Source organism: Mycobacterium sp. BK086 (assembly GCA_004362315.1).
Lineage (GTDB): Bacteria > Actinomycetota > Actinomycetes > Mycobacteriales > Mycobacteriaceae > Mycobacterium.
The window spans coordinates 272,317-296,383 of the sequence record SNWL01000010.1 but is presented as its reverse complement, the minus strand read 5'-3'; the positions used below and the strand labels follow the sequence as shown (position 1 = coordinate 296,383).

Sequence of the window (24,067 nt, the reverse complement as noted above, 5' to 3'; positions counted from 1 at the left end):
GGCGATGTCCATGCGCGACCGGCTACACCCCGTTGAGTTCGATCACCGGCGATGTACGGCGCCGAGCGAACCGCGACACCGAGAGGGACTTGAGCACCTGCAACCGCGCCAGCCACCGGTCCCCGCCGTCGTAGAGCGGGTAGTACTCCGTACGGCCGTGCACGATCCTCGAATTGTCGATAATCAGCATGTCGCCGGGGCCCAGCACAACAGCCAGCCGCTCGTGTCGCCATACGTTGCGCAGTTGTTCGAGTGCGTCGCGGTGGTCAGGTGAGTCGGTTGTTTGCAGATCGTCGTCGAACCGGATCACCGGGTCTTCGTAGGAACCGGCCAGAACAGCCATCGGACCGCGACGCTCGTCGGCAACGCCGAGGCGGATGAAGCTAGCGTCGACGGTGGTGTAGAAGACCGGTTCGTGCAGCAGCCGCACCGTGCGGGACGGCAGCGCGTCGATGAGCGTACGTGCCGACATCAGCAAGGTCGCCGCGTTCGGGTCGCCCCGGAAGCCCGCAAGTCCCACGAAGTCCGGGCACGTTGTCGGATTGAATGCCTGCTCGCTGTGCCCCATCAGATCGACCCGGCCAGTGGACATTTGATGCGCCGCATCCTGCTTGACCGGTACCAGCGTCTGAATCAGCCGTCCATCGCACTCCCCACGAAAGGCGCATAAATGACCTAAACCGGACATCACGACCGCCGCGGCCCGAGCGAGCACCGTTCGATGTGTGCCTGCACTGAGGGGATCCGACGGTGTCGGCCCGATGGGGCCGATCGGCATGTTCTGAAGCAACAGTGCGGAGCCTAGTGCTTCGAGGCGGTACTCGGCGGTGACAACCGAAGCCGGCAGCCCACGACTCAGTACATGTGCTGCCTCGACGAACTGCGCCGGGTCGAGCTCGGCGTCGACCCTCAGCTCCGAGGCCAGTCCCTCGAGCACTAGACGGTCGCTATCGGTCAATGTGACCACGGCAAGGCCGTTGGCGACGGCTGCCTCCGCTGACGTCCTGGGGGCAGAGATGCGTACACCGAGCTGCTCGGCGAGCTTAACCCGCTTTTCCGTATTGTTGAGTGACATTCGGATCGATACCCTTCATTGGCATTTTCTGCTTGCCCCTCAATTCTTGAATAAGGTCTATTCGCGCCGAAAGGATCAAATATGAGCGCGCCACTCTCATTATTAAGACTGGACAAGCGACCTTCCCCCCTGGTACCAGCGACGATCGGTCCGAAATAGTGAGATCTGGACTTGCATTATCTATGAATATTTTGGTCGATTCGCGGCACCGCAGGAAATTGGTTAACGAATGGAATTATCCGATGAAACTCGGCCATCTAGCGAACGCCGTTGAGGCGCCACCCAATGCAATGCACGCCATTTGGTGATACCGAAGAGTGCGGCTCCGCCGCAAGCTACACAATTCAACTCTCGATCGGTAACCAAATATCCATTACAACCAACCCGCTCACGTCGCATAACCCACGTGCGCGCGAGGCGACCCCACGCGGTAAGGACATGATTGACGTGTCCGGCGATGAGCGCACCAATCCGTGCGTTTTCGACCACGGCGCAGTGATCGTCGGGCCCGCCGACGTGCAGCGACGCATCGGTTGGGATCAGCAACGTGTGATGCGCTCGAGGTCGGCCTGGAGCATTCGCGTCGGCCCACCCCACCGAGGGCTGAATATGCATCCTTCGCCAAGGCTCGCTGCCTAAACTCACAGTGTGCATCCCCTGGCGGGCGACGAATGACTCTGAATTGCGCCGTACGGTCGACCGCTCTCCCCGGGGACGTCGTCGCAAAGGTGGGTCACCCGCGAGTTCGCAGTCACGACATGCCGCGGCTGTGGCTCTATTCGTATCAGCGTGCGGCGGTACCCGCCGACCACCTCCTGGTTTAACGGTAAAGTGGGTCCAAATCGTAGTCGAGACACATGTTGTAGTAGGCCGAAGATACGGGCAGCCAGCCGGCGCATTGTGCCCGACGATCTATCGATCGTGGATCCATCGGCAGGCCCGCAGCGAGCTGACTTTGATACAGCTGCTGCGAAACCGTCAACCCCTTGGGGGATGTGACGTCGAGGTTGCCCTGTAGGCCACGTGCCCAACGGTCAAACACAATTGGGCATGCTCCGCCCGCCCCTCCGCCGGCCGCAGCCATGAGCCATTTCGAGCCCGACCGGCCACGGGTGAGCGTCGCTGCGACCGCGGTAAATGCTGTGGTCGTGAGGGCGCAAACAGCGCCCTTGGTGGCCGCGTCCCAAGGGTCTGGATCGGCGCTAGCAGTCGGGTTCGGACAAATTAGCGTGGCAGCGATGGCGATCGCGGTCACGGTTGGTGCGCCTGCACGCGGCCGAGTCGCAAGAGTTGTAGCTGTTCGACGTAAGTTCATGACTCCCCCGTTGGTTCGGCGAACCCCCGCTCGCCTCTTGCGCGGTCACCCCATCACCGATGCTGCGGTCGCGTTGTCTTACTACGACATCCAGTGTCGATGGTGCAAGGATTGCCCGGCACGCGTAGCTGACTACTCGAACCACCTGTGGTGTCTACCTATTTCGTTTGTTCCCAACGACATCAACGAAGAGATGCTCACGAAATTCTCCGACTCGCGTAGTCGGCTACTCAATTGCACTTGCTCGCAAGTCAATAGTCTGGGCTCGGTATCGATGGGGCAACCCCCGGCTCGGGGCCCGCATCGACGACAACGAGATGAGGAACCGACATGGCCAAGACAACGGCAGAAGCGCTCGTAAGCGTATGTGACAGGCTACGGCAGCAGGCCGACCACATTGAGGTTACGGTCGCACGTGAAAAGCGTCGCGTTGACGGGCAGCGGGCCGAGATCAAACGGCTGAAGGCCGAACCCAATCCTGACGAGGAGCGCATCGCCGTCATGGAGCATGCTCTCGCCGAGTTGACCGAACAACTGACGGAAGACCAGGACTCTTTGGCGGGTCTCAAGGCCGACATCGCCGAGAACTGCCGTTGAGGGTGTTGCTCGCTTGATCGGCAGGCCGACAGCACCCGGCCTCGCAAGGCGCTCCGGCCAGGCTGCACTGCGGGGTTGGGAAATCGAGTAGTCCACTACGCAAGCCACCGCCTGCTGGCGGTGCCAGCGTCTAGCCGTAGGCCTCGAATACCGTCGAGAGGCAAACGCCGAAACCACGAGGACCTAGGTAAGGGTGACCAATGACGAACGGCGCAGACACCGGCACGCCACCACCCGTCGGTGCAGTCACCGCCGAAGCTGAAATCGGCCGGTGGGGACCAGTATTAGATTTTCCAAACGTCGGAATCCACACCCATGTTCTGCCCGACGGGCGAGTGCTGATGTGGGGCCGACGAGACGACCCCGACGGCAGCCTCGATCCGCACGAATGCTCGCCCTTCATCTGGGACCCATCACAGCCGACCCAGGACGGCGACCCGACGGCGGCTCGGACCGTGCCCACGCCGCAGCCCACCCTGCCCGATGGCACCACAACGGTAAACCTGTTCTGTGGTGGTCACGCATTTCTGCCTGACGGGCGGCTGCTGGCTGTCGGCGGCCACCTCTTCGACACCGACGGTCTAGACCAAGCATCGATCTTCGATCCCGCTGAAAGTGCCGGCGGCATATGGCACCCCACCCAGCAGATGAGCACGGGCCGCTGGTATCCGACCGCCACCGCGTTGCCCGACGGCGGCGTACTCGTGATGGCCGGTTGCCGGATGACCGACCACCATCCACCGGTCCTGCACGAGCGCCGCCCGCAGATCTGGTCAAACGGAGGTTGGCGGTCCCTGACACCGTTCCCTCTCGATTCGATGGATCTCTATCCTCGCTGCCACGTCCTCTCTGACGGGCGAGTCTTCGTTTCCGGTCCGCTGGAGTCGACTTGGCTGCTCAGCACCGATGGAGACGGAGCGTGGCAGCAAAGCACCGCCACCCATGCGTCGGGTCAACGTGACTACGCACCGGCGGTGATGTTCGACACCGACAAGATTCTCTATATCGGTGGTGGGGGCGGCGTGAACAACACAGCGCCGACCAATGAAGCGAAAATCGTCGACTTCAACGATCCCGCACCGCAATGGAAACCAACCAGCGCCATGAACTTCGGCCGCCGCCAGCACAATGCGACGCTGCTCGCCGACGGCTCAGTGCTCGTGACCGGCGGTACCCGGGGCAGCGGGTTCAACAATCTAGATCCTGGCCAGCCAGTCCATGAAGCCGAGATGTGGGATCCAAAGACTGGACAGTGGTCTGTTCTTGCCGCCGAGAGCGTCGACCGCTGCTATCACGCGACAGCGGTTTTGTTGCCTGACGCAACGGTACTCAGCGCCGGCGGTGGCGAGTTCAAGGAGGGCGACGGCCCTAACGATCCACGCCACACCCACCGCAACGGCCAGGTCTTCAGCCCGCCCTACTTGTTCCGCGGGCCGCGACCGCAGATCGATTCGGTTCCCGCCGGCGCGCTCACCTACGGCACCACATTTGCTGTGGAAAGCCCACAAGCACAGGATATCTCGGCGATCACCTGGATTCGGCTGTCCTCGACGACGCACGCATTCAACCAGAGTCAGCGCGTCAACCGGCTTGCTTTCAGGGTGGAGAACGGGCAACTCAAGGTCACTGCGCCGGCGTCACCGAAACTGTGCCCACCCGGGCATTATATGATGTTCATCCTCAACGGCCAAGGCGTGCCGTCGGTCGCGGCGATCCTGCAAATTCAGCCGTCCACCGTCTCGCGGCTGGCGTCGGCCGCAGGCACCGGGTTGGGGCAGGTCAGGCGGCGGATAGCGGCCTTGTTGCGCCCGCAACTCCCGCAGCGCACACAACTCGAAGACCACGCAGCAGTAGTCCGCGAAGCCACGGGGACGCGCGTTGTGGTCGGCCTGACGAGCACATGCCCATATGGGCTCGGCGCATGCTGGGGTGGTGCTCACGAGGCCCTGGGCCGGCTCGAAGGGGTGCAATCCGTTGCTCCGCTGGCCGACGCACACGACTCGACCGCACAGGTTTTCTTCGCCGGCCCAGGCTTGCCGCCACTGCAACGCTGGATCGAGCAGTTCGACGCAATCGTCAACGGGCGATACGAGTGGCGCGGGGCGGAAATCACCCTGACGGGTGAGCTGCGCCGCGACGATGGTTCCCTCTACCTGGCCGCGAACGCTTCCAGGCCGGCTGTCAGGCTCGCCCCGCTGCAAGCGACTGACAAGATCCAGTGGGATGCTGGTACACAAGGGCGTAAGCCGTTGGAAGACGACGAAATTCGCGCCTACACAATTCTCGACGACGCGGCATCGGACACGTCTTCAGATCTGAAGACAACTGTCAGCGGGCCGTTGGTCCAGACTCGTGACGGATATGAAATACACGTGCGCCGTGTCGAGAACCATTGACACGGTTACTCATCGCGTTCACGGACCCCTTCTCCCCCATCCGGGGCCTGACGGGCAGGACTCCCTGGGCATCGGGCTCGCGGGGTGCGTGACAAACCTTGCACTGCACGACAACTCGATGGGGCGCGATGGGTACATCCCGGCTGATATGGCTGCTGCCTGCGGCCGCACCCGAGGGCACCCGTGCCAAAATTGATCGCCGAAATCATCCTCAAACAGGACCAGCGCGCCCGGGCGACCTCATCATCTGCCACGCCTACCGCTGAAAGCGCACGTAGCGATCAATAGGCGCGGCATCGGCCGCCGAATAGGTGACGCTGTCGACCTGAGCGGTCTGATCGTCCTGCAGAATAAGGTTTCCCCCGCTGTTGCCGAGCTGCACACCGCTTCCATTGAGCGTCACGATCGCCGATGCCCCGGAAGGGATCTCCACATCGAGCTTCGTCACCCGGCCATTGAGGTCGACCAATTGCCATCCGCGCAGCGATTTCGTTGCAGTAGTGAGGTTTCCGAGGACGACTACTTCGCGGCCCGGATCGGTGCCCACCGGGTTAATCAAGGCACGTTCGAGATACACCCCGACGGCGACCTGCCGGGGACCATCGGGTTGGCTGGCGATGACTGTCGACAACGGCTGCGCGTCGGCCGACGCTGCACCCAGCCTATCGGTCGGAACCCGCTGGGTCTGAAATGCCAGAAATATCCCCATGATCCGGTCGGGAAACCCGAGGAGTAATCCCCCGTCATGGAACGGGCCATTGTCGCCGCTGTGCGCGCCGACGTTGCCTTGGTTCATGTGAATGTCGTGCACGCCGTGCAGTCCGTCGGTGTTGCCGAACTCGGCATCGATTGGCTTATGCAAGTCGCGGTCGAACTGCGCACCGAATGCGTACAGTTCACCGCCGGATGCCTTGCACTGAGTGAGATACAACGTCAGCAGATCCTGAAGGTCATCGGCGTTGGCGCTGCCGCTGGGTGGCAGCGCGCGGCCCAACGCGAAGTCGAAGAGCGGCGCCTTCACATAATCTAGCGAGTGCGCCGATCTGGCGGCGGTGGTAGTGAAGCCCGCAGGAACGTCCTCCAGAGAATCCAGGATCGGATGCCCGACGAGCGGATCAACGATCCAGAACACCACTTCGCTACCGTCATCCGACTGGACATTCACCGCGACCCGCCACGGCTCACCGAACTCGTCGAGTGCCCGGATCTGCAGATGCGGTGTCGAGCCGCCATCTTCCCGCTTAGCCAGATCGGGCCGGGCCCGGAGTACCCCATATTCCAGTCCCGTGTCCATATCCCCCTCTTTTGCGACTGATTCCGGAAATATCTGGGTCCGCGAGTGCGCTGCTGCCCCGCAGGCTATCGACATCAACAGGCGCCCGCGCGAGTAGCGCGCTACTCGAAATCCGCAGCGCGACTTCTACTCCTACTCGCTGGCCACCGCCCGTCAGATGAACAGTCGAAGTCGGGTAGCGCACTACGCGGGTATCCCGCCGCCGTGGTGCGCAGAATGTCAAATGGCACACCGTTCGCAACTGATCGCAAGGGGTGTTCTCACGATGAGCGAATTCGAAAACAAAGCCTACAAAAAGGGATTCACCGCCACGATCCGTCGCGGTGAGCGGATGAATCTCATAGGGTTCGACGTCGCCAATCCCGAACCGGATCTCGTTGGGTTCTCCATCGAGGTCAAGAGCCCCGGCGCCAAGGACTTCGCGCCGCTACGCAACCGCATCGCGTTCTCCTACCCGAAGGGCGCAGCCAACGAGGTCACCGGCGACCGCCTGTTCAGCTCACTTGCCGCACCGTTCCAGAAGTTCCGCTGGGTCGACTTCCCCACCCAGCCCACCGACGGCACGTACACCTACCGGGTCACCAAGCAACACATGCCGGCCGATGGCGAACTGAAGACCGGCACACAACTCCAGTTGGCCATCGAGAACAAGGCGATCACCTACGACGGCCTTGTGGATGTCGGGTTCACCCGTAACTTCGCTTCCTCTCAGGCCTACCGCGACCAGTTCGGCAACGAATCCGACATCATTCCCGCCGACGCCAGCGACGGATTGGACTTCACGAAGTCGACGACGAAGAACAAGCGCGGCGAAAGTATCTACAGCTGGCTGGGCTTCGAGGCCTACGAGCTGTTATTCGACTTCCTCAAACGTGCAGAAGCCGACAGTGGGCTCACGCTCGACGTGATGGCCTATGACCTCAACGAACCCGATATCGTCGCCGCGATCGAGTCGTTTGGGCCACGACTGCGCGCCATCATCGACAACTCGACGGCCAAAGACAATCCCCACAACGCCCCCAACAGCACCGAATCACGCAGCGCACAAAGATTCACTGCCGCGGGCGGCCGCGTCACACGCACCCACTTCCACAACCTTCAGCACAACAAGGTCTTCATCACTCGCCGCAACGGGAAGCCCGAGTCGGTGTTGTGCGGCTCGACCAACTTCACATACCGCGGCCTGTACATCCAGGCCAACAACATGTTGGTGTTTCGTTCTCCGGATGTCGCGGCACTCTACGGGCAAATGTTCGACGTGGCCTTCGCCAGCCCAACGACGTTCCGTGACGACGACTTCGCCAAACGCTGGCACGTCGTCACCACGAAAAACAAGCCGACAATCCAGCTGTGCTTCTCACCGCACCGCGAGACAGAGCTGTCGCTCAACCCGATTCGCGCGGCCATCGATCAAGCGTCCTCCTCCGTCTTGTACTCCGTGGCCTTCCTGAGTCAAATGACCAAAGGACCGACCGTCGAAGCGTTCCGCCGGCTCATCAACCGGCCCGTATTTAGCTACGGGACGGTCGACACCCGGGGCAAGCTCCAATTGGTCAAACCCGACGGCAGCATCGGCGTCGTCGACTTCGCCTACCTGGCAGCACACGCGCCAGAGCCATTCAAGACCGAATGGTCCGGCGGCAAAGGCCGCAACATCCACCACAAATTCGTCGTCACCGATTTCAATCTCCCAACCGCCAAGGTGTTCACCGGTTCAAGTAACTTCTCCCCTTCCGGGGAAGCGGGCAACGGCGACCAGTTGATCATGATCGACGACCCGAAGATCGCGACCGCCTATGCCATCGAGGCCGTCCGAGTATTCGATCACCTGCAATTCCGCAACCGGATGCGCAGCGCCTTCGGCGCACAGGGCAATCGGCTGGCCAAAGCGGCTGCCCCCAAACAGATCACATTGCAGAAGCCGACCGCAATCAGCGGCGCCGACGAGACGTGGTTCGACCGGTTCTACAAACCCGACACCCAGGCATTCCGTGACCGCGTCACCTTCTCGAGCTAGACCGCGCAGCAAAACCAGCTCGGTCGAAATACGCGTCCCACCAATGCGCCATCGGAATCACCGCGCCGTTCCGGCCAGCCGGGCGCCCACATTGCCGAATGCGGCGGCGACGGTGTTCACCGCGGTACTGGAATCCGGGCGAGTGAGGCCAACACGCGTTGGGTCTTGGTCTCGCCGTGCGCATCGAACGGCAGGCCGAGGTCGCGTGCGCTCGCTTCCAGTGAGCGTTGCTGGGCGGTCGCCCGTATTTCGAACTCGGCCGCTGACTCGTGCTTCCTCTGTTCTGCCCGCATAGACAGCTCGACAATGTCGATCTCGCCGGTGATCCATCGTTCGACATTGACTGTGCACGGGCCTATCTCGACGGCCGCCCACTTCGTGGAGATAATCGGCCCCAGGGCGACCAGATGATTGACGCGGACCTCGGGCGGGGCACACAGTTTGAGGAACTGACGCTGTTTGATGGTGATGGCCGATGCCGGATCCGCAAAGGGTCCGACCATCTCGAGCAGCGAGCCACGCGAACGCGTACTGACAGCCGAGGCGGCCAGGACGCGGCGCTGCCCTGACCAATCTTCTTCGATGCGGTACTCCAGCACTCTGGTGTCGAAGTTCTGCGCCCATCGGCCGATCAGGTGCGCGTGTTCACACGGTCGCAACTTCACCGTGAGGTCGTCGGTGTCGCCGCCGCTACGCAACCGGACCACGACGTGACGGGCGAACAACGGTAGGGACCCACGCTCTACACCGGCACGCTCCTCGGCGAACCAAATCTGCCGTGTGGACCCCTCCGCGGGGTCCTGCCCCAGCATCGCGAGCGCATCGCCACGGGAGGCGTCGATGTTCACTTTGATTTCGACTGAATCGACCACGCAACCACTCCCCTTTGCTCGCCGGCGTCCCGTCAGAAGCCGCCGTTGGCCACGTATTGCGCGGCTACTTCGATGGTCATGCCGTTGCCACTTCCTCGTCGCGAGTAGTCAGCTACCCGAATTCGCGACGCACCGTGGCAGGACTCCACGGGTGTGCTGAGGCACACCGCACGATCGATGAAGCTGGTGCGCGATCGCTATGCGTATCAATCCAAAAGGGCTAGTGACGATTTCGGCGTAAGTCAAGATGTCCCCCACGAACAGATCGTTGCATGGTCGATCTCGTTTGACGGTGCCACTTCGAAGGGGTGCGTCACGCGCTCATCGTTGTCGGCTACATGGTTGCATACCCGTCGACCCAGTCACCCTGCTTCTCCCTTTGATCGCCTCCCGATACAGCCGGGGCTCCACCATGGCGACCTCGCGGCACCCGTTTGGCCGCTAGGTAGATGCGACTGCTCGATACAGGACGTTTGCTCACTGGCCAGGGGCCCGCGATGAAGCGGCCCCCAGGCCCACCCTGCTGACAGCCGAATTACCGCCCAGCGCTCGCTCCGAAGTCCTCGAACCAGCGAACCGACAAGACCTATGGCTGCCACGCGCGACGCCTGAGGCCGCGCCGCGCAACGGTGCGGCGGCAGTCACCACCGTAGAAGTCAAGTAGTCGACTACTCGGGACCGCGGTTCGGTGACCGACCGAGAATCGGATCGGCAACGAAACGGGCTCAACGAGCACCACGGCAGGCCGATTGTTCGTGGGAGATGTTCTGCAGGAATCGGATTCCCGAAACGCTCGGAGTCCACAACACCATGAAGGACACTGGCATGAATACGAGAGCTGCCAACCACTACGTCTTGGTGGGAAGCATTGACGGCATTGTCGACGTCTCCGGAGTAGGGGGAACCCCCGTCGTAGACATACGGATCGACGGGAATTCCGTGACGAACGCTGAATTGCGCAACAGTGACGACGGCATCGAGGTGACCGCACTCATCGAGCAAGTTGCAGACCTACGCAGCACGCATCTCCGACTCATCCTCCCAAGAGTCAACGCGGGAGTCGATGCCGCAGTATTCGCAGCCGTGGGCCTGGTCACGACCGAGTTGACGTCGGTCGGGGGACCTCAACTCGTCGAAGGACCTCTGCATCTCTACGACGTTCGGCCAGTCGCTGGGACGGCGGACGCAGTCGCGAGCTGACCAGGCCGTCCTTCCCCAGCTCCGAACCAACTTGGCTCCCAACGTCTCGCTTGGCAAACGCACCGATGCGTTGGAGTCCGAAACCCTAAGCGAAAAGCTGAAAACCACACCGAAACAACGACTGTGGCGCCCACCAACGGGTGGCGTGAACCACACCACCGCCTTGCCGCCACACACCATAGGAGCAAGAGAAATGACCAAGTCCAAATATAAGAACTTCCCGTACCCGATGCGGATACAAGTGGCGCCAGGATCTCAAGCTGAATACTGCTACTACAGGAACGAGGCGCGCCGCACCGATGAGGATGTGCGTGAGGCGCTTGCACCGGGCGTCAGCGCGTCGCCGAAAGACGATCTGGTCTTCCACGGAGGAAAGGTGCTTCCGCAGATGGGATTCCAGAACATCTACCTCGGACGCGGCGGCGACTTTGCGCCAGGAGATGTGGAGAACATTGACGACGCGATCACTCGGCTGATGCGTGACAAGCAACTCAAGAATGTGATTCAACAGTATTTTCCCGGCAAGGCGCTCGCATATGACGTCGCGCCCTCGGTCACCCTGGACGAGGACAAGGTTGACGAGATGGATGAGCCGGACGTCCAAAACAAGATTATCGACCTCTTCGACCGCAACCTGATCCTCGCCACCGACCACGATCGGACGGTCTTCAATCTGTTGCTCGCACCGGATACGGTCCTCAAATTGGGTGACTCCAGTTCCCGCAACGGCCTTGGCGGCTATCACGGATCGGTGCACTTCTCGCGCAATGGGCGGGACCACACGCTCTACTATTCGGCCAACGCATACTCCGCCGTCCGCTCGGGCCGGCGTAACGGCATTCCATTTTTCAGCACTCCGTGGAAGAACGTGGTGTGCACGCTGTATCACGAGCTGATGGAGTCCCAAACGGACCCTGACGTCGGTGACGCCATCCGAGAGAACGATCAGCGCTTCATCGGATTCAATTCCCGCAGCGGCCAGGAGATAGGTGACCAGCCCATCTCGGCCAACTCGTTGGACGAAGTCTTCAAAGAGGTACTCACCATGCCCGGGCCGCGTAAGACACCAGTCCAATTCCTCTACTCCAATGCCGTCCACGGAGCGGAGGGGCCGGTCGAAGAACCGCAACACTGAATTGCAGGTCGAGGGCGGTTCGACTCAGCGGGTCGTCACCGCCGAAGCGAGCCCAGTTCGTTGAATGTCTTGCCGACTTCCCTTGCAGCCCCAGCTAGACCGGCAAGCGCCGTAATTTCGACCGTCAGCGCCACACGGCGCCGGCCGTGCGGTCACTGTTGGCCCGGGTGCTCCAGACCCAGACACCGGCTGATTCCCAATTCGCACTTCGTGTTCCGCGGCGACGCCGCTGTCAATCAAGTAGCGATCTACCCTACCCTGCGCAACTCGCTGAGTTCGATGATGCAGGGGACAAGCACCACCGACTCGAGGAAGGGCCGACGATGGCTCAATCAACCCGCATCATCCTGCGCGGCGTGCAAGGCAGGGTGCGCCACAACCACAATTTCGCCGCTATCCATCAGAACTCGGCTGTCATCATCACAGCGTGCCAGTTCCGGTTCTCCGGTGGTATCGCCGGCATTGCTGGCCGCCCGTTCTTGGGAGACGCAGACGTGTACGTGACGAACGTGGGCCCGCACGATCCCGAGGGAGGCGACGGTGGGGTGGAATTCCATATCCACGCCGACTCGCCCACGCCCATCGACGTTATGGTGACTATCACCGCGCTGGACGACGTCGAATCAACGACCCTGTTCTAGGATTCCGATCGGGCGACGCTGCTGCTGCTGCAATGATTGCCCGACAATGTATCTCGAATAGTCAACCCAAGGCGGGCTGGCGAGTTGCAGTGCGGCCATCGGGCGGCGCAACCGCGAACATTTCGGTCAACCAGTCACCTGGGCGAGCGACCACTCGACCGGCGGACAAGACTCCCTGCAAGTGAATTCGGTGAACCAAAATGACTGCGGTAACCATGTTGGCAGCCTCCGCTGATGTTCAGTCCAAAGACATCATTGCCCCCATAGCCGCGGTTTGCGGAGCCGCGATCGCGGCGTTCGTCGCCTGGTTCAACGCGCGCAAGACCCCCGCAGACCGGCTGCAGGCGCTTCTCGCAATCTATCGAGAATGGCCCGAAGACTCGGGCAAGAAAGAGCTCGAAGCGCTGATTTGTGGACAGCTCGGGGAAATGTGGCATCGGTTGCCACATAGCGATGTCGACGCCGACGCAACCAGTTGCAGCGGCATCCGCACCGCGAGCACGCAGCACCTCGTTGCTGACATTATCGCTTGCCTCATCAGCACCGGTGCCGTTATTGCGAGCGCGTGCTTCACCTGGCCCATCGATCAGGCGCAAGACGTCGAGATCATCTTCGCCAGCCTGGTCGGCGGTTTCGCGCTCGTTGTTGCGGCCACTCGCGGCGTCCGGATCGTGCGTCACTGGATGTAGCAACGCCACCACTGCGTGATAGAACTCCTTGCGCCGTCTTGGGCTCGGCGCTGCGCGGGGCCGCGTTGGCTTCGACGGCCAATGCGTCAGATGCCCTGGCCGATTCCATCCTCTCGTTCTAGCAACTGGTCGATGACCCTGCGGCAGACCGGCATCCACCGACCGGCGTGTCCGTGAGACGCCTGAGCCGCCGGCCCCGGGCAATGGGTTCGAAGCGGTCTGCACTGCTCGAAGCATGAAGCGAAAGTTTCTGTGGCGCTTTCGGATCTGTCCGCATTGAACCCAGTGTCAGGGCCCGGTGTGCACTGTGCTCCCGTCGCGAGGTGCTCGTTGAGGTCGATAAACGTCGGTGCCCGACCCGAGCCTGCCATCATCGCTGCTCCTTACCGCCGCCGATCGGAACGAACAGGTTCTCCGCAGTTGCGTCGTCGCTTTTGACCAACATCAGGGCCGCGATCACCGGCTTCACCTCCCGGGCCTGGATACTGCTGAGCTCCCCTTTGCCCATCGTGGGTCGCGGCACGGTCGCGAACACGGGTAGCGCACTACTCGACTCATCGCGACCCCGACTGGATCGAATCTCGCTTTCCCGGCTGACCGGCAAGGTCGCAACCGGGCCTGCCCGAGGCACCCGCCAGTTGCGCACCGCGGCCGTCAGATAATCCAAGACGCGCGCCGACTACTCGACACGCCCCCCTCGGGGCCGCGTGGATTCGAGTACCGCAGTACGCGTGCTGGCGCCGACGATCCCGGACACCATTTCGACTACACCGTTCCTTCTGCCGATGGGTGAAGAATATGGCTACCAAGACGCCGACGAAGACGTCTGGCAAATCACCGACCAAGATGTCCGCAAAGGCGGCCACTCAAGTCCCCGTGGCGGCGCGTCGGAAATTGCCGCGCACCAAACTGACCGCTGCGGTGCAGATTCCGGCCGGCTTCGTCATCAACGAGGTCCCCGTCGAGCCCGGCGTTGCGCCGCCAGCCCCGGCCGATATCGCGCCGGACCTCGGCCCGCTCAAGGCGTTCACCGGAACCTTCACCGGACGCGGCTTCAACACGATCTTCCGGCCGCAGAACCCTGCCACACCCACCCAGCTACCGAAACCACAGCCCGGCAGCGACAACATCCTCGAGCTGAACCTGACCATCGAATCACTATCGTTCCAGGACCCTCTGGGCGCGGTACCCAACCGCGGTGAGGTAGAGGGCGACATCTTCCTCAACGGCGTGCCGTATCTGCAGACGATTAGTGACGTCACCGACCCGAAGAACACCACACCGATTCACCTCGAGCCCGGCTTATGGGTCATCGTGCCGGCGACCGAGCACCCCGCCCAGACCGAGGCCACCTTCGCGCGGATGGCATCGATCCCCCACGGCACGACCATCAACGCCCAGGGTCGCGCGTTCAGCGTACCGGGAGGACCAACGATCGACCGGGTCGACATCACCCCGTTCCCGATCGGCAACCCCGGCTCGCCAATCCCATTCGCCAGCCAGACCGCGTCAAACACCGAGACGGCACGCATCCCGCAGGACCTGTCGATCGCCCCGGCACTTACCCAAGCGCTGCTCGACGACCCGAACTCGATGCTGCGAGACCACATTGCAGGCATGAACATCACCTCGACCGACGTCATCATCGTCGACACGCACTCAGTCACGGTGCCCGGTGGAGGCACCGACAACATCGGGTTCCTCGTCGGCGACGACGGCTCGGGTCCGAACGCCAACGCAGTCCAGATGTCGTCGATCTTCTGGATTGAAACCGTCCAGGTCGATATCGCCGTCGGACCGCTGAAGGCCGGTGAGACACAGAAGGTCTCGCCGACGGTACCCTCCGGGGCACCCGCACCGACGTTCGCGGTGACGTCCGCGACGGCGCTGACCAGCCCACAAACGGTCACCGTGACCTATCCACAGATCCAATACACCCAGAACGTATCGCTGAACTTCGCGAATCTCACCTGGCCGCACGTATCAGTAGCCACGCTCGTGCCCGCCAAGCCAATTGCCCACGACATCTAGGCGAGGGCAACAAGTGTCAAGTTGGTCAAGAAGGGGACGCTCGCCGGATCACGGGTCCGGCGAACGTCCCCGCACTTACGCGCAACAGATGTTGCGCGTCACTCGGCGCCAATCCCTATGCAGGCAAACAACAAGAGGACGTGACTGCATGACCACCCCACTCGAAGGTCCCACGCGCGTCGTCGACGGACCTGGCAACACCCGCGCACCGTTCTACGTCATCCCGTTCGACAAGGAGGGCACATGCGTGGGCCCGCGTACCCGCCAACGTCTGCTCGGGGACGCGACAACAGCATCGGACATCTTCCTTTTCTCCCACGGCTGGAACAACACCTGGCCCACTGCGCTCAACCGCTACAACGAGTTCATCACCGCCTACCTTGCTGTGCGCCAGCACATCACGGGCCCGCCCCGGCCGGGATACGCCCCAGTGCTCGCCGGCGTGTTTTGGCCGAGCGCGGTCCTCGTCGGAGCCGACGAGCAAGCCCCGCAAATCGCCGCAGCTCCAGATCTAGGGGCACTGGCACCCGACACGCAGGACCTGCTCGAGCTGACCGCGAACCTGTCCTCCGAACTCACCGCACGCGCCAGTGAGCTGCTGACGAAAGACCGTGTCAACGAGCAGGAGGCGCTTGAGGCGGCCAGGCTGCTCACCAAGGCCCTCGGCAAGGCACCCGACGAACTGGGGCAGGCGGAGCCAGACGCAACTGAACTGCTCGACATCGCCCGCCAACTGAGCCAGTCCGCAAATCAGTCGGTTAGCCGCCGGGTGGGAGGCCTCGCCGATACGGGCGGCGCGGCCGAACCCGAGGTCGCTGCCCTGAGCGATCTACTCGATCCCCGCCAATTAATCAGGGCAGCAACAGTACTGATGATGAAGGACCGTGCCGGGCGCGTCGGAGCAACCGGGGTTTCGCAGACACTGCTTGCGCTTCGGGCGGCCAATCCCGACGCCCACATCCATCTCATCGGGCACTCCTACGGAGCCAAGGTGGTGCTGTCGGCCCTATGTGCACCCAGTGCCGCAGATTCCGTCACCGTCAACTCCGTGCTTTTGCTGCAGGCGGCGACTTCGTGCTACTGCTTCGCACCGGCCGGCGCCATCCCCGGCTCTGACTTGGCCGGCGGATACAGCCATGCGCCGGCACGCACTGCCAAACCCATCATGAGCACGTTCAGCAAAAAAGACGTCCCGCTGACACGGCTGTTCCATCTCGCGGCGCGCCGCGACCGAGACCTCGGTGAACCCGAGATCGCCTCCGAGTCCCCGGTGCCCAGCCGGTACGCCGCGCTCGGCGGCTACGGGCCGCAGGGCGTCGCGAGCACCACCGTCGACGCCGCGTTCCCGCCCACCGACTACACGTTCGGGGCCGACCCGAAAATCGTTGGTGTTCGCTCCGATGAGGTCATCTCCGGCCACGGCGATGTCGCCAATCCCGCGACCGCCTGGATGCTGCTCTCCCAAGTCCGGGACTGACATGGCCGACGTCATCGAGGCCAATGTGCCAGTGCTGCGGATCCAGGTCCAGTCCGCCCCGGATTCCAGCGCCGCGACCCTAGCCGCCTTCGAGGTGCTGCGCGGCTCGGATGCGCCAACGAAGATCGCCGCAGAACCGACGACGCGACTGGGCCTACCCGACGTCATCACGTCCCGACGCGACATCACCGAAGACGAACTGCAGATACCCGACGACCTGCTGCGGCAGATTCTGAGCGCCCTGCGCGAGGTCGCCACCTTCAAGGATCCGGTGTACCTATTGGACCTGCCGGCACCACGCGGCTACCTGCACCTTGTCCCCTGGGAACGGCTGCTTGCCGAGCACCTGCCTGTGCCGCTGGTCAGATTGCCCCGTTATGAGCTTGTGCCACACGCGAAATGGCCGTTGATTGTCGCTATCGTGGCGGGCTGCTCGCCGCACCGGACGCCGTTTTCGGTGAAGGCGGCGGTGGCCCATGCGGTGAGCGACTGGCGAAACACCTTCCCCGACAAAGACCTGATCATCGACATCTTCGTTCCGGCAGGCGACTGCGACGGGGTTCGCAACATTGTCGGCGCCCACGCCGACATGCAATCCAGTGGCGCCGCAACGCACAAAGTCACCGTCCACGATCCGCCGCACGAGACGACGATCGGCTGGCGCGCATGGATCGGATCCGCGCTTGAGGGAAGAGCCATCGACATTCTGCAGTTGATCGGGCACGGGTCGTTCCGGGGTGATCGCGGCGTGTTGGCACTACCCTCCGTCGCGAGCGAACCTCCAGAGCAAAGTGTGTCTATCGATGCCGACGGACGCACGATGTTCGGGAAAGCCCCAGAACGGAGCATTGATGCTCCCGATCTCTGTGCAGCCCTGACCTCGCTGGGCGCGTGGTCTGTGCTGATCACCGCCCCGGCTGAAAACGCAAGTCCTGCAGGACTGCGGGATCTTGCCACTGCGATCACCGAAACCCGGCCGGGGGTCGTCATTTTGCACCAGCACCCGGCGACGCCAGCCGGCGCCGTTCGTGTCACCCAATCGAGCCAGGATCAGGCTGAGGAATCCCTGCGCATGATCACGGGGAAGATACCCGAGGCAGCGATGCCCGACGTGTCGTGCTGGCATCCGCTGATCACCGCGTGGTTCACCACTGCGGAACGTTCCGCCAACGAATCCGCAGCGGATGCCGCGCTGACCGAGCCTGATGGCACGTCGGCGCTGATTTCTAACTACACCCTCAGTGTTCTGGCCGCTCCTGACGCGCCGGGCTGGGTCGCGTCGGGCGCACGCACGCTGGAAACGCTGCACGCCCAAATGATCGGCAGCGCCGGCGGTTCACCCAATCCCGATGCCATCGATGCGCTGCGCAACGTTTCGGACAGTTTCAACGAGCAGGTGCGGCAATGGAGTAACCAGCACGGCGAGACGGGGATCTCATGACAGCCCGAATCGTGTTCTGCTTCCAGAAGCTGCGTGGGCTGGCCGCACAGCAGCCACTTACGACATTGTCTGTGCGGGAACCCACCAGCGGAGATTGGGACACCTACGACCTGAACTTGTTTGACATCAGTGCCGTCGTCGGACGCCTGGGGCAGCAGACCGATAACACTGCGACCGGATCCGAACTCTTCAACGCGCTCTACACCGGCGAGACCGTCCGTAAAGTCCTCGACGCACGCACGACACTGGCGCGCAACGGGCGCCGTGTGCCGATGTATTTCGATCTGACCGCCGCCGAAGAACTCCACGACTTCGCCTGGGAGATGCTGTGGAAAGACGACAAATTCCTGACGCTCGAAAAATGGCCCATCGGGCGGATGCTGCAAAGCGATGCGGGCAAGGTCTTGACCCGCTCGTTCGCGCCACCATTTCGAATCGCCGCCGTGCTGTCATCGCTAGGCGTGGACTCGCGCAATGAGTGGCAGTCGCTTCACGACGCGATCGCGGCCTCGACCGCCGATGTGAGGGTCCTGCTATTGATGTCGGACACCGATCTGCACGACGAGCTGTACGCGAACGGCCCGCCGTGGCTGACCGTCGGACTGGTGCCAGTCAAATACGTTGACCTGCAGAGCAAGATCACCGAGTTCGGTCCACACATTTTGCATCTGTTTTGCCACGGCAGCACCCTCGGCGGTGCACACCTGGAGATCGCCACCGCCAACGACATTGCGGCCGGCGCGCAGACCAGCGGACATCGACTCGAGGCCAGGCAGGTCCGCGACCTTGTACGGCCGGGCTATCCGTCGCCGTGGGCCATCGTGCTCAATGCCTGTAGTACCGCAGACAACCCAGATCAGTCGGGAGCCCGCTCGCTGGCCGACCTCCTCGTCCGCGAGCAGGGCATTCAAGCGGTCGTCGGGATGCGCAAACCGGTATTGGATACCGACGCAGCGACATTCACGCGCACCTTCTACCAATCGATGCTCGACCAGATGAGGTCTCTGATGGCCAAGGAAGGTACCTGCGAACTCGACTGGGCGACCCTGACCATCGATGCCCGGCGACAGCTATGCCCTGACCAAGGACAGGGTTTCGATCACGCCGCCACAACTACGCAGAAGTGGACGCTGCCCGTGGTGATCGTGCGGCCAGATCGGTTCCGATTCAAGGTACCCGCCGATCCTACAGTCGCCCGCGCGGCCGACAAGGCCCAGCTCGCAGAGCAGATCTTGGCGCAAATGGACCTGCCGCCTGAAATCAAGAGGAACATGACCAGACCGCCCGACGATGACGGCGCGGGCACCACCGGCCCGAGCGACTGAGGCACCGAAATGCCTTCCACTCCAGCTGGATTCGTGCCGCCGAACTTCGCGGCGCTGGCGACCGTGCGGTGCAACGCGTGGATGGGAGAGCGCGCCGCCAGTGCACCGCTCGGTTCGCTGCGCGACCAATGGACACTCTCGCGGGCGGCCCTGCGCGCCGACCAAGCGCTATTGCCGCCGCCACCGGTGCCGGCGCAGCAATGGCAGGACCCCGAAATCGGCTGGGGCGTCATCCTGCCCGACGCGGCTGACCTCACCGACGACCAACGCCGCACCGGCTCCGATGCACCCGAACCGATCCGCGCGCTGCTGGCCGAGCGGCCCGCGTCTAAGGTGCTGCGCTACCGCACCGATACCGACGCTCTCAACACCCTGCGCGACTACACCACGTGTACCGACATCACCTTTGCGACCGCTCCGATCGGCGTCGCAGCCGGCGCAATCCCCGACTACCTGTTGATAGTCGGCTCACCCCGAGACATACCGTGGACGCTGCAATTCAAGCTCAACCAGGTGCGAAAGGTCGGTCGCCTCGACCTCGACGACACCGGCTTGGCGAACTACGTGCACGCCCTCATCGACAATTGGAAAGGCAGCACAACCGATTACAGCTCGCCGGTGATCTGGGCGGTCAACCACGGCGGCGACATCACCCCGCTCATGCGCGACGCGGTCGCCGCACCCCTATACGACCTCTATCACCAGGACACCGACCTGCACGCGACCGCATTCATCGACGGAACCAACGTGCACGCCACCAAGGCGCTACTTGTCGCGGCTCTGAAAACCTCGCGCCCCAGCGTCGTCGTGACGACCAGCCACGGCAATACCTCCCCGCTCAACGATACCGACGAGATGCGCCGGCAACTAGGCCTGCTCGTCGACGCCGACCGCAGCATCATTGAGCCCAACGAACTGCTGAACCAGTGGCAACCAGACGGCGCGATCTGGTTCGCACAAGCCTGCTGCTCCGCCGGGGCGCAGCGACCGAGCATCTACAGCAACCTGTTCGACACGTCCACCGACACCGGGCGGGTGCTGGACGGAGTGTCGGCCGTCGGCGCGGTGACCTCGCCGCTGCCCGCCGCGCTACTGGGCGCCGCGCGCCCCCTGCGCGCCTTCATCGGCCACGTGGAGCCCACCTTCGAGTGGACGCTGTGGTTCCCGCCTACCAAGGCCCAGCTCACTGACTGGGTCTGTCGCCTGATGTACAACGAGGTCTGCCGCGGTGCACCGGTCGGCCTGGGCATGGCCAACGCCCGGCTCTATACGGCCGTCGGAACGCTGCTCCTGCAGCACACGCAAGCCCTTGAAACTCACGCCGTCGCGCCCGACCCGCAGGCCCGCCGATCCGCACTCGACTTGGCGCTCTACGACAAAGTCACCGCCTACGACCGCGCCTGCACGGTGCTGCTCGGCGATCCGACCGTCGCGATTCCGACGCCCGCCAACTGAGAACCAATATCGCCAGGAGCCCGAGGAGGACCACGGTGACGTACACGCTGACGCGGATGCTGTCATGGGTCGCTGAACAGGTGGACCGCCGCATCGGCTGGTCCAAACTGCCCACAGCGCTGGGGATCCCGGTGCTAGTCGGGCTTCGGGCGCGCCTTCGCGCGAATAACCTCACCGACAGTGGCCGCGGCTGCGGCTGCGGCTGCGGCTGCGGCTGCGGCTGCGGCTGCGGCTGCGGCTGCGGCTGCGGCTGCGGAGAGCAGCTGGCCGGCAATGATGACGAAATCGCCAACCACCGCACCGCGCGTACCCTGTCGGGCGCCTACAACAATCTCGACGATCCGCTCATGGGGGCGGTGGGCTGCCGTTTCGGCCGCAACGTTCCCCTCACCCACGCCTATCGGGAGGACCCCGATCAGCTGTTGAGGCCGAGCCCGCGCCTGATCAGCCGGGCGCTGCTGACCCGCAGCGAGTTTCAGCCGGCCACTACGCTGAACCTGCTCGCCGCCGCTTGGATTCAGTTCGAGGTGCATGACTGGCTCAGCCACGACACCTCGGCCAGCAACAGCTGGACGATCCCGCTGGAACCCGGCGACTCGTGGCCGCAGGATCCGATGAGGATCAAACGCACCGCACCCGACCCCAACGTCAGCGGATGGGGACCGCCAACGTATATCACCCAGGACAGCCACTGGTGGGATGGTTCCCAAATCTATGGCACGGAACCGGTTTTCGCGAAGGCGTTGCGCACCCAGTCTGGTGGTCGGCTGCGCATCGATGACGCGGGCCTGCCTCCTACCGATGTCGAAGCGTACGTCGACCTCACCGGCACGGCCGGCAATTTCTGGGTGGGTCTGGCCATCCTGCATTCGTTGTTCATGCGTGAGCACAACGCGATCTGTGACCGGCTTGCGGCCGTCTACCCGCAGTTGTCAGACCAGCAGCTCTACGACGCCGCACGCCTGGTCAACGCCGCGTTGATGGCGAAGATCCACACCTTGGACTGGACTCCGGCGATCATCGCCCACCCCACGACGGTATTCGCCATGCGGGCGAACTGGTTCGGTGTTCTCGGCGAGAAATTCGCCCGCCGGTTCGGCCGGCTGACCGACAACGAAGTCCTGCAGGGTATTCCGGGATCGCCAACGAACTTCCACGGTGTCCCGTACTCGCTGACCGAAGAGTTCGTCGCCGTCTACCGGATGCATCCACTGATCCCCGACGAGTTCGTGTTTCGATCGGTGGCTGACGATTCTGAGCTTGCCCGCCACGAACTGCCAGATCTTGCGGTGCTTGAGGTGCGGGATCGGCTGTCCGAGCTCGACATGGCCGATATCTTCTACTCGTTCGGTCGAGCCCACCCCGGTGCCATCACCCTGCATAACTATCCGCGCCACCTCCAAGAGCTCCACCGGCCAGACGGGGAGCTGCTCGACCTGGCCGCGGTCGATATCTTGCGGACACGGGAACGGGCGGTGCCGCGCTACAACGAATTTCGCCGCCTCTTGCACCTCAAGCCCGTCGCGTCGTTCGGGGAGCTCACCGACAACCCGGACTGGGCCCGCGAATTAGAGGAGATCTACGGCGATGTCGAGAGCGTCGACTTGATGATCGGAATGTACGCCGAACCCAAGCCGCCGGGATTCGGGTTCAGCGACACCGCATTTCGCATCTTCATTCTGATGGCATCGCGACGCCTGGAAAGCGACCGGTTCTTCACCGCCGACTTCACCCCCGAGATCTACACCGAAGTGGGATTCGACTGGGTCAAGAACAACGACATGCGCAGCGTGCTGCTGCGGCACTTCCCCTCGTTGCGGCCGGCACTGGTCGGGGTGAGCAATCCGTTCGCGCCTTGGACAGCCACGACTACGGAAACGAGATCACGATGACCGACGCGCTGCAGACTCCCGAGTCGCCACGGTTTTTGCGCTACAGCGATGACCTGGAACACCCACGCCCCGACGAGGCCGAGCTGATCAAGGGAATCGCGGACGCGCTCCACGGCAACAACGAGTGGGCGTTCAAGAAGTATCACCACGGCATCCGCGACGCCCACGCCAAGAGCCACGGCATCCTGCGTGGCGAGCTGACGATCTATCCCGACCTGCCCCAACACCTGCGTCAAGGACTATTCGCCGCCCCAGCGACCTACCCGGTGATCGCCCGCCTCTCGAGTACGTCGGGCGCGTTGCGCACTGATGCAACCCGGGGCGTTCGGGGACTGGGGATCAAAGTCCTTGGCGTGGCGGGTCCGCGGGCCCTGGCCGACGACGATGCGAGCACCCAGGACTTCATTCTCGTCACCCACCGGGAATTCCCCTTCCCAGACGCGCACGCCTATTTGAAGCGCGGCATGCCGATGGCGTGGCTGCTGGCACGGGTACCGGACCCGATGATGCTGGCTCTCGGGCGCACGCTGGGCGCGGTTCAGTCCGTTCTCAAGCGGGTGAAACTGTCGCTACCGACCGCGTTGGAGCTCTTCAGCGAACCCAACACCCACCTCCTTGGCTTGACCTTTTATTCCTCTGCCCCACTGCGCTACGGGGAGTACGTGGCGAAGTTGCAATATGTGCCGTTGTCGGAGTCGGTCAAAGCGCTTGAGGGGCAACTGGTGCCGGCGTCAGCAGGGCCAGATGCGTTCCGCAACATGGTCGTCGAGTTTTGCGCCACCAACGTCTGCGAATACGAACTGCAGGTGCAGCTGTGCACCGACCCGACAATGATGCCGATCGAAGACGCCACCGTGCCGTGGCCCGAGGAGGATTCCCCGCATGTCGGCGTCGCCAAGATCACCTTCGGGATTCAGGACCCCGACACACCTGAGCGACGCCGCTTCGGCGACGACGTGCTGTCGTTCAACTCGTGGCGCGGACTGGCCGCGCACCGTCCACTCGGCTCGATCAACCGACTCAAGAAACTGGTGTACGAGGCCTCCAGCGACTTCCGCCACCGGGTCAACAACGTGGCGCGCATGGAACCGGCCGACGTGGCCGATCTGCCCGCCTAGACACACCGCGGCCTTCTCGTCGCACCGCCAGCCAAACGGAGGATGAGGACAGTGCCCACATCGGAACAGCACGCCAACGCGGCGGTGGAGTCCGCGC

17 protein-coding genes are annotated in these 24,067 nt (G+C 63.1%); 13 read left to right on the top strand and 4 right to left on the bottom strand.

Translation table 11 applies throughout. The features are described 5' to 3' along the window. Positions 1–22: 22 nt before the first annotated feature. Positions 23–1,075, bottom strand: a complete 1,053-nt coding sequence (locus tag EV580_RS33210; RefSeq protein WP_133697118.1) for a TauD/TfdA family dioxygenase — start codon at positions 1,073–1,075, stop codon at positions 23–25. A gap of 1,645 nt (positions 1,076–2,720) precedes the next feature. On the opposite strand from EV580_RS33210, the gene EV580_RS33205 reads away from it, so the two are divergent. Together EV580_RS33205 and EV580_RS33200 are read left to right on the top strand one after the other, a co-directional pair. Next, positions 2,721–2,987, top strand: coding sequence for a hypothetical protein (locus EV580_RS33205; RefSeq protein WP_108055386.1), 267 nt, complete (start codon positions 2,721–2,723; stop codon positions 2,985–2,987). 200 nt (positions 2,988–3,187) lie between these two features. Next, on the top strand, positions 3,188–5,383 hold the full coding sequence (locus tag EV580_RS33200) for a galactose oxidase-like domain-containing protein (protein WP_133697116.1): 2,196 nt from the start codon (positions 3,188–3,190) through the stop codon (positions 5,381–5,383). Positions 5,384–5,639: 256 nt separating this feature from the next. Here EV580_RS33200 and EV580_RS33195 read toward each other — a convergent pair whose 3' ends face one another. Then, positions 5,640–6,677 carry a DUF2278 family protein gene (locus EV580_RS33195; protein ID WP_158279059.1) on the bottom strand — a complete coding sequence of 346 codons (1,038 nt, stop codon included), beginning with the start codon at positions 6,675–6,677 and terminating at the stop codon, positions 5,640–5,642. A gap of 265 nt (positions 6,678–6,942) precedes the next feature. Here EV580_RS33195 and EV580_RS33190 point away from each other — a divergent pair, with 265 nt between their 5' ends. After that, positions 6,943–8,694: a phospholipase D-like domain-containing protein gene (locus EV580_RS33190; protein ID WP_133697114.1), complete on the top strand. Its 1,752-nt coding sequence runs from the start codon at positions 6,943–6,945 to the stop codon at positions 8,692–8,694. 116 nt (positions 8,695–8,810) lie between these two features. On the opposite strand, the gene EV580_RS33185 is transcribed toward EV580_RS33190, so the two are convergent. Further along, positions 8,811–9,566 carry a hypothetical protein gene (locus tag EV580_RS33185; protein WP_108055390.1) on the bottom strand — a complete coding sequence of 252 codons (756 nt, stop codon included), beginning with the start codon at positions 9,564–9,566 and terminating at the stop codon, positions 8,811–8,813. A 1,393-nt stretch (positions 9,567–10,959) separates the two neighbouring features. Here EV580_RS33185 and EV580_RS33180 point away from each other — a divergent pair. The 3 genes from EV580_RS33180 (at position 10,960) to EV580_RS33170 (ending at position 13,231) form a co-directional block, all read left to right on the top strand. Further along, positions 10,960–11,901 (top strand): hypothetical protein, encoded by a 942-nt coding sequence (locus tag EV580_RS33180; RefSeq protein ID WP_108055392.1) that lies wholly within the window; start codon positions 10,960–10,962, stop codon positions 11,899–11,901. Positions 11,902–12,224: 323 nt separating this feature from the next. Continuing rightward, complete coding sequence (locus EV580_RS33175; protein ID WP_108055393.1) at positions 12,225–12,542, top strand: hypothetical protein; 318 nt, start codon at positions 12,225–12,227, stop codon at positions 12,540–12,542. A gap of 200 nt (positions 12,543–12,742) precedes the next feature. Then, positions 12,743–13,231, top strand: a complete 489-nt coding sequence (locus EV580_RS33170; protein ID WP_132165403.1) for a hypothetical protein — start codon at positions 12,743–12,745, stop codon at positions 13,229–13,231. 370 nt (positions 13,232–13,601) lie between these two features. On the opposite strand, the gene EV580_RS34010 is transcribed toward EV580_RS33170, so the two are convergent. Then, positions 13,602–13,766 carry a hypothetical protein gene (locus EV580_RS34010; protein WP_166655002.1) on the bottom strand — a complete coding sequence of 55 codons (165 nt, stop codon included), beginning with the start codon at positions 13,764–13,766 and terminating at the stop codon, positions 13,602–13,604. A gap of 263 nt (positions 13,767–14,029) precedes the next feature. On the opposite strand from EV580_RS34010, the gene EV580_RS33165 reads away from it, so the two are divergent. The 7 genes from EV580_RS33165 (at position 14,030) to EV580_RS33135 (ending at position 23,970) form a co-directional block, all read left to right on the top strand. Beyond that, entirely contained in the window at positions 14,030–15,262 is a 1,233-nt protein-coding gene (locus tag EV580_RS33165) for a heme-binding protein (protein WP_133697113.1), read from the top strand. A gap of 148 nt (positions 15,263–15,410) precedes the next feature. Further along, positions 15,411–16,739 carry an alpha/beta hydrolase gene (locus EV580_RS33160; RefSeq protein WP_158279061.1) on the top strand — a complete coding sequence of 443 codons (1,329 nt, stop codon included), beginning with the start codon at positions 15,411–15,413 and terminating at the stop codon, positions 16,737–16,739. Between the two features lies 1 nt (position 16,740). Further along, positions 16,741–18,180, top strand: a complete 1,440-nt coding sequence (locus EV580_RS33155) for a hypothetical protein (RefSeq protein WP_133697111.1) — start codon at positions 16,741–16,743, stop codon at positions 18,178–18,180. Next, on the top strand, positions 18,177–19,505 hold the full coding sequence (locus EV580_RS33150) for a CHAT domain-containing protein (RefSeq protein WP_108055398.1): 1,329 nt from the start codon (positions 18,177–18,179) through the stop codon (positions 19,503–19,505). The genes EV580_RS33155 and EV580_RS33150 overlap by 4 nt, the downstream gene beginning before the upstream one ends. Positions 19,506–19,514: 9 nt before the next feature. Continuing rightward, entirely contained in the window at positions 19,515–20,960 is a 1,446-nt protein-coding gene (locus EV580_RS33145; RefSeq protein ID WP_133697109.1) for a hypothetical protein, read from the top strand. Positions 20,961–21,016: 56 nt separating this feature from the next. After that, a complete protein-coding gene (locus tag EV580_RS33140; protein ID WP_133697197.1) occupies positions 21,017–22,852 on the top strand; it encodes a peroxidase family protein in 1,836 nt (611 codons plus the stop codon). Continuing rightward, positions 22,849–23,970: a catalase family protein gene (locus EV580_RS33135; RefSeq protein ID WP_133697107.1), complete on the top strand. Its 1,122-nt coding sequence runs from the start codon at positions 22,849–22,851 to the stop codon at positions 23,968–23,970. The genes EV580_RS33140 and EV580_RS33135 overlap by 4 nt, the downstream gene beginning before the upstream one ends. Positions 23,971–24,067 lie beyond the last annotated feature (97 nt).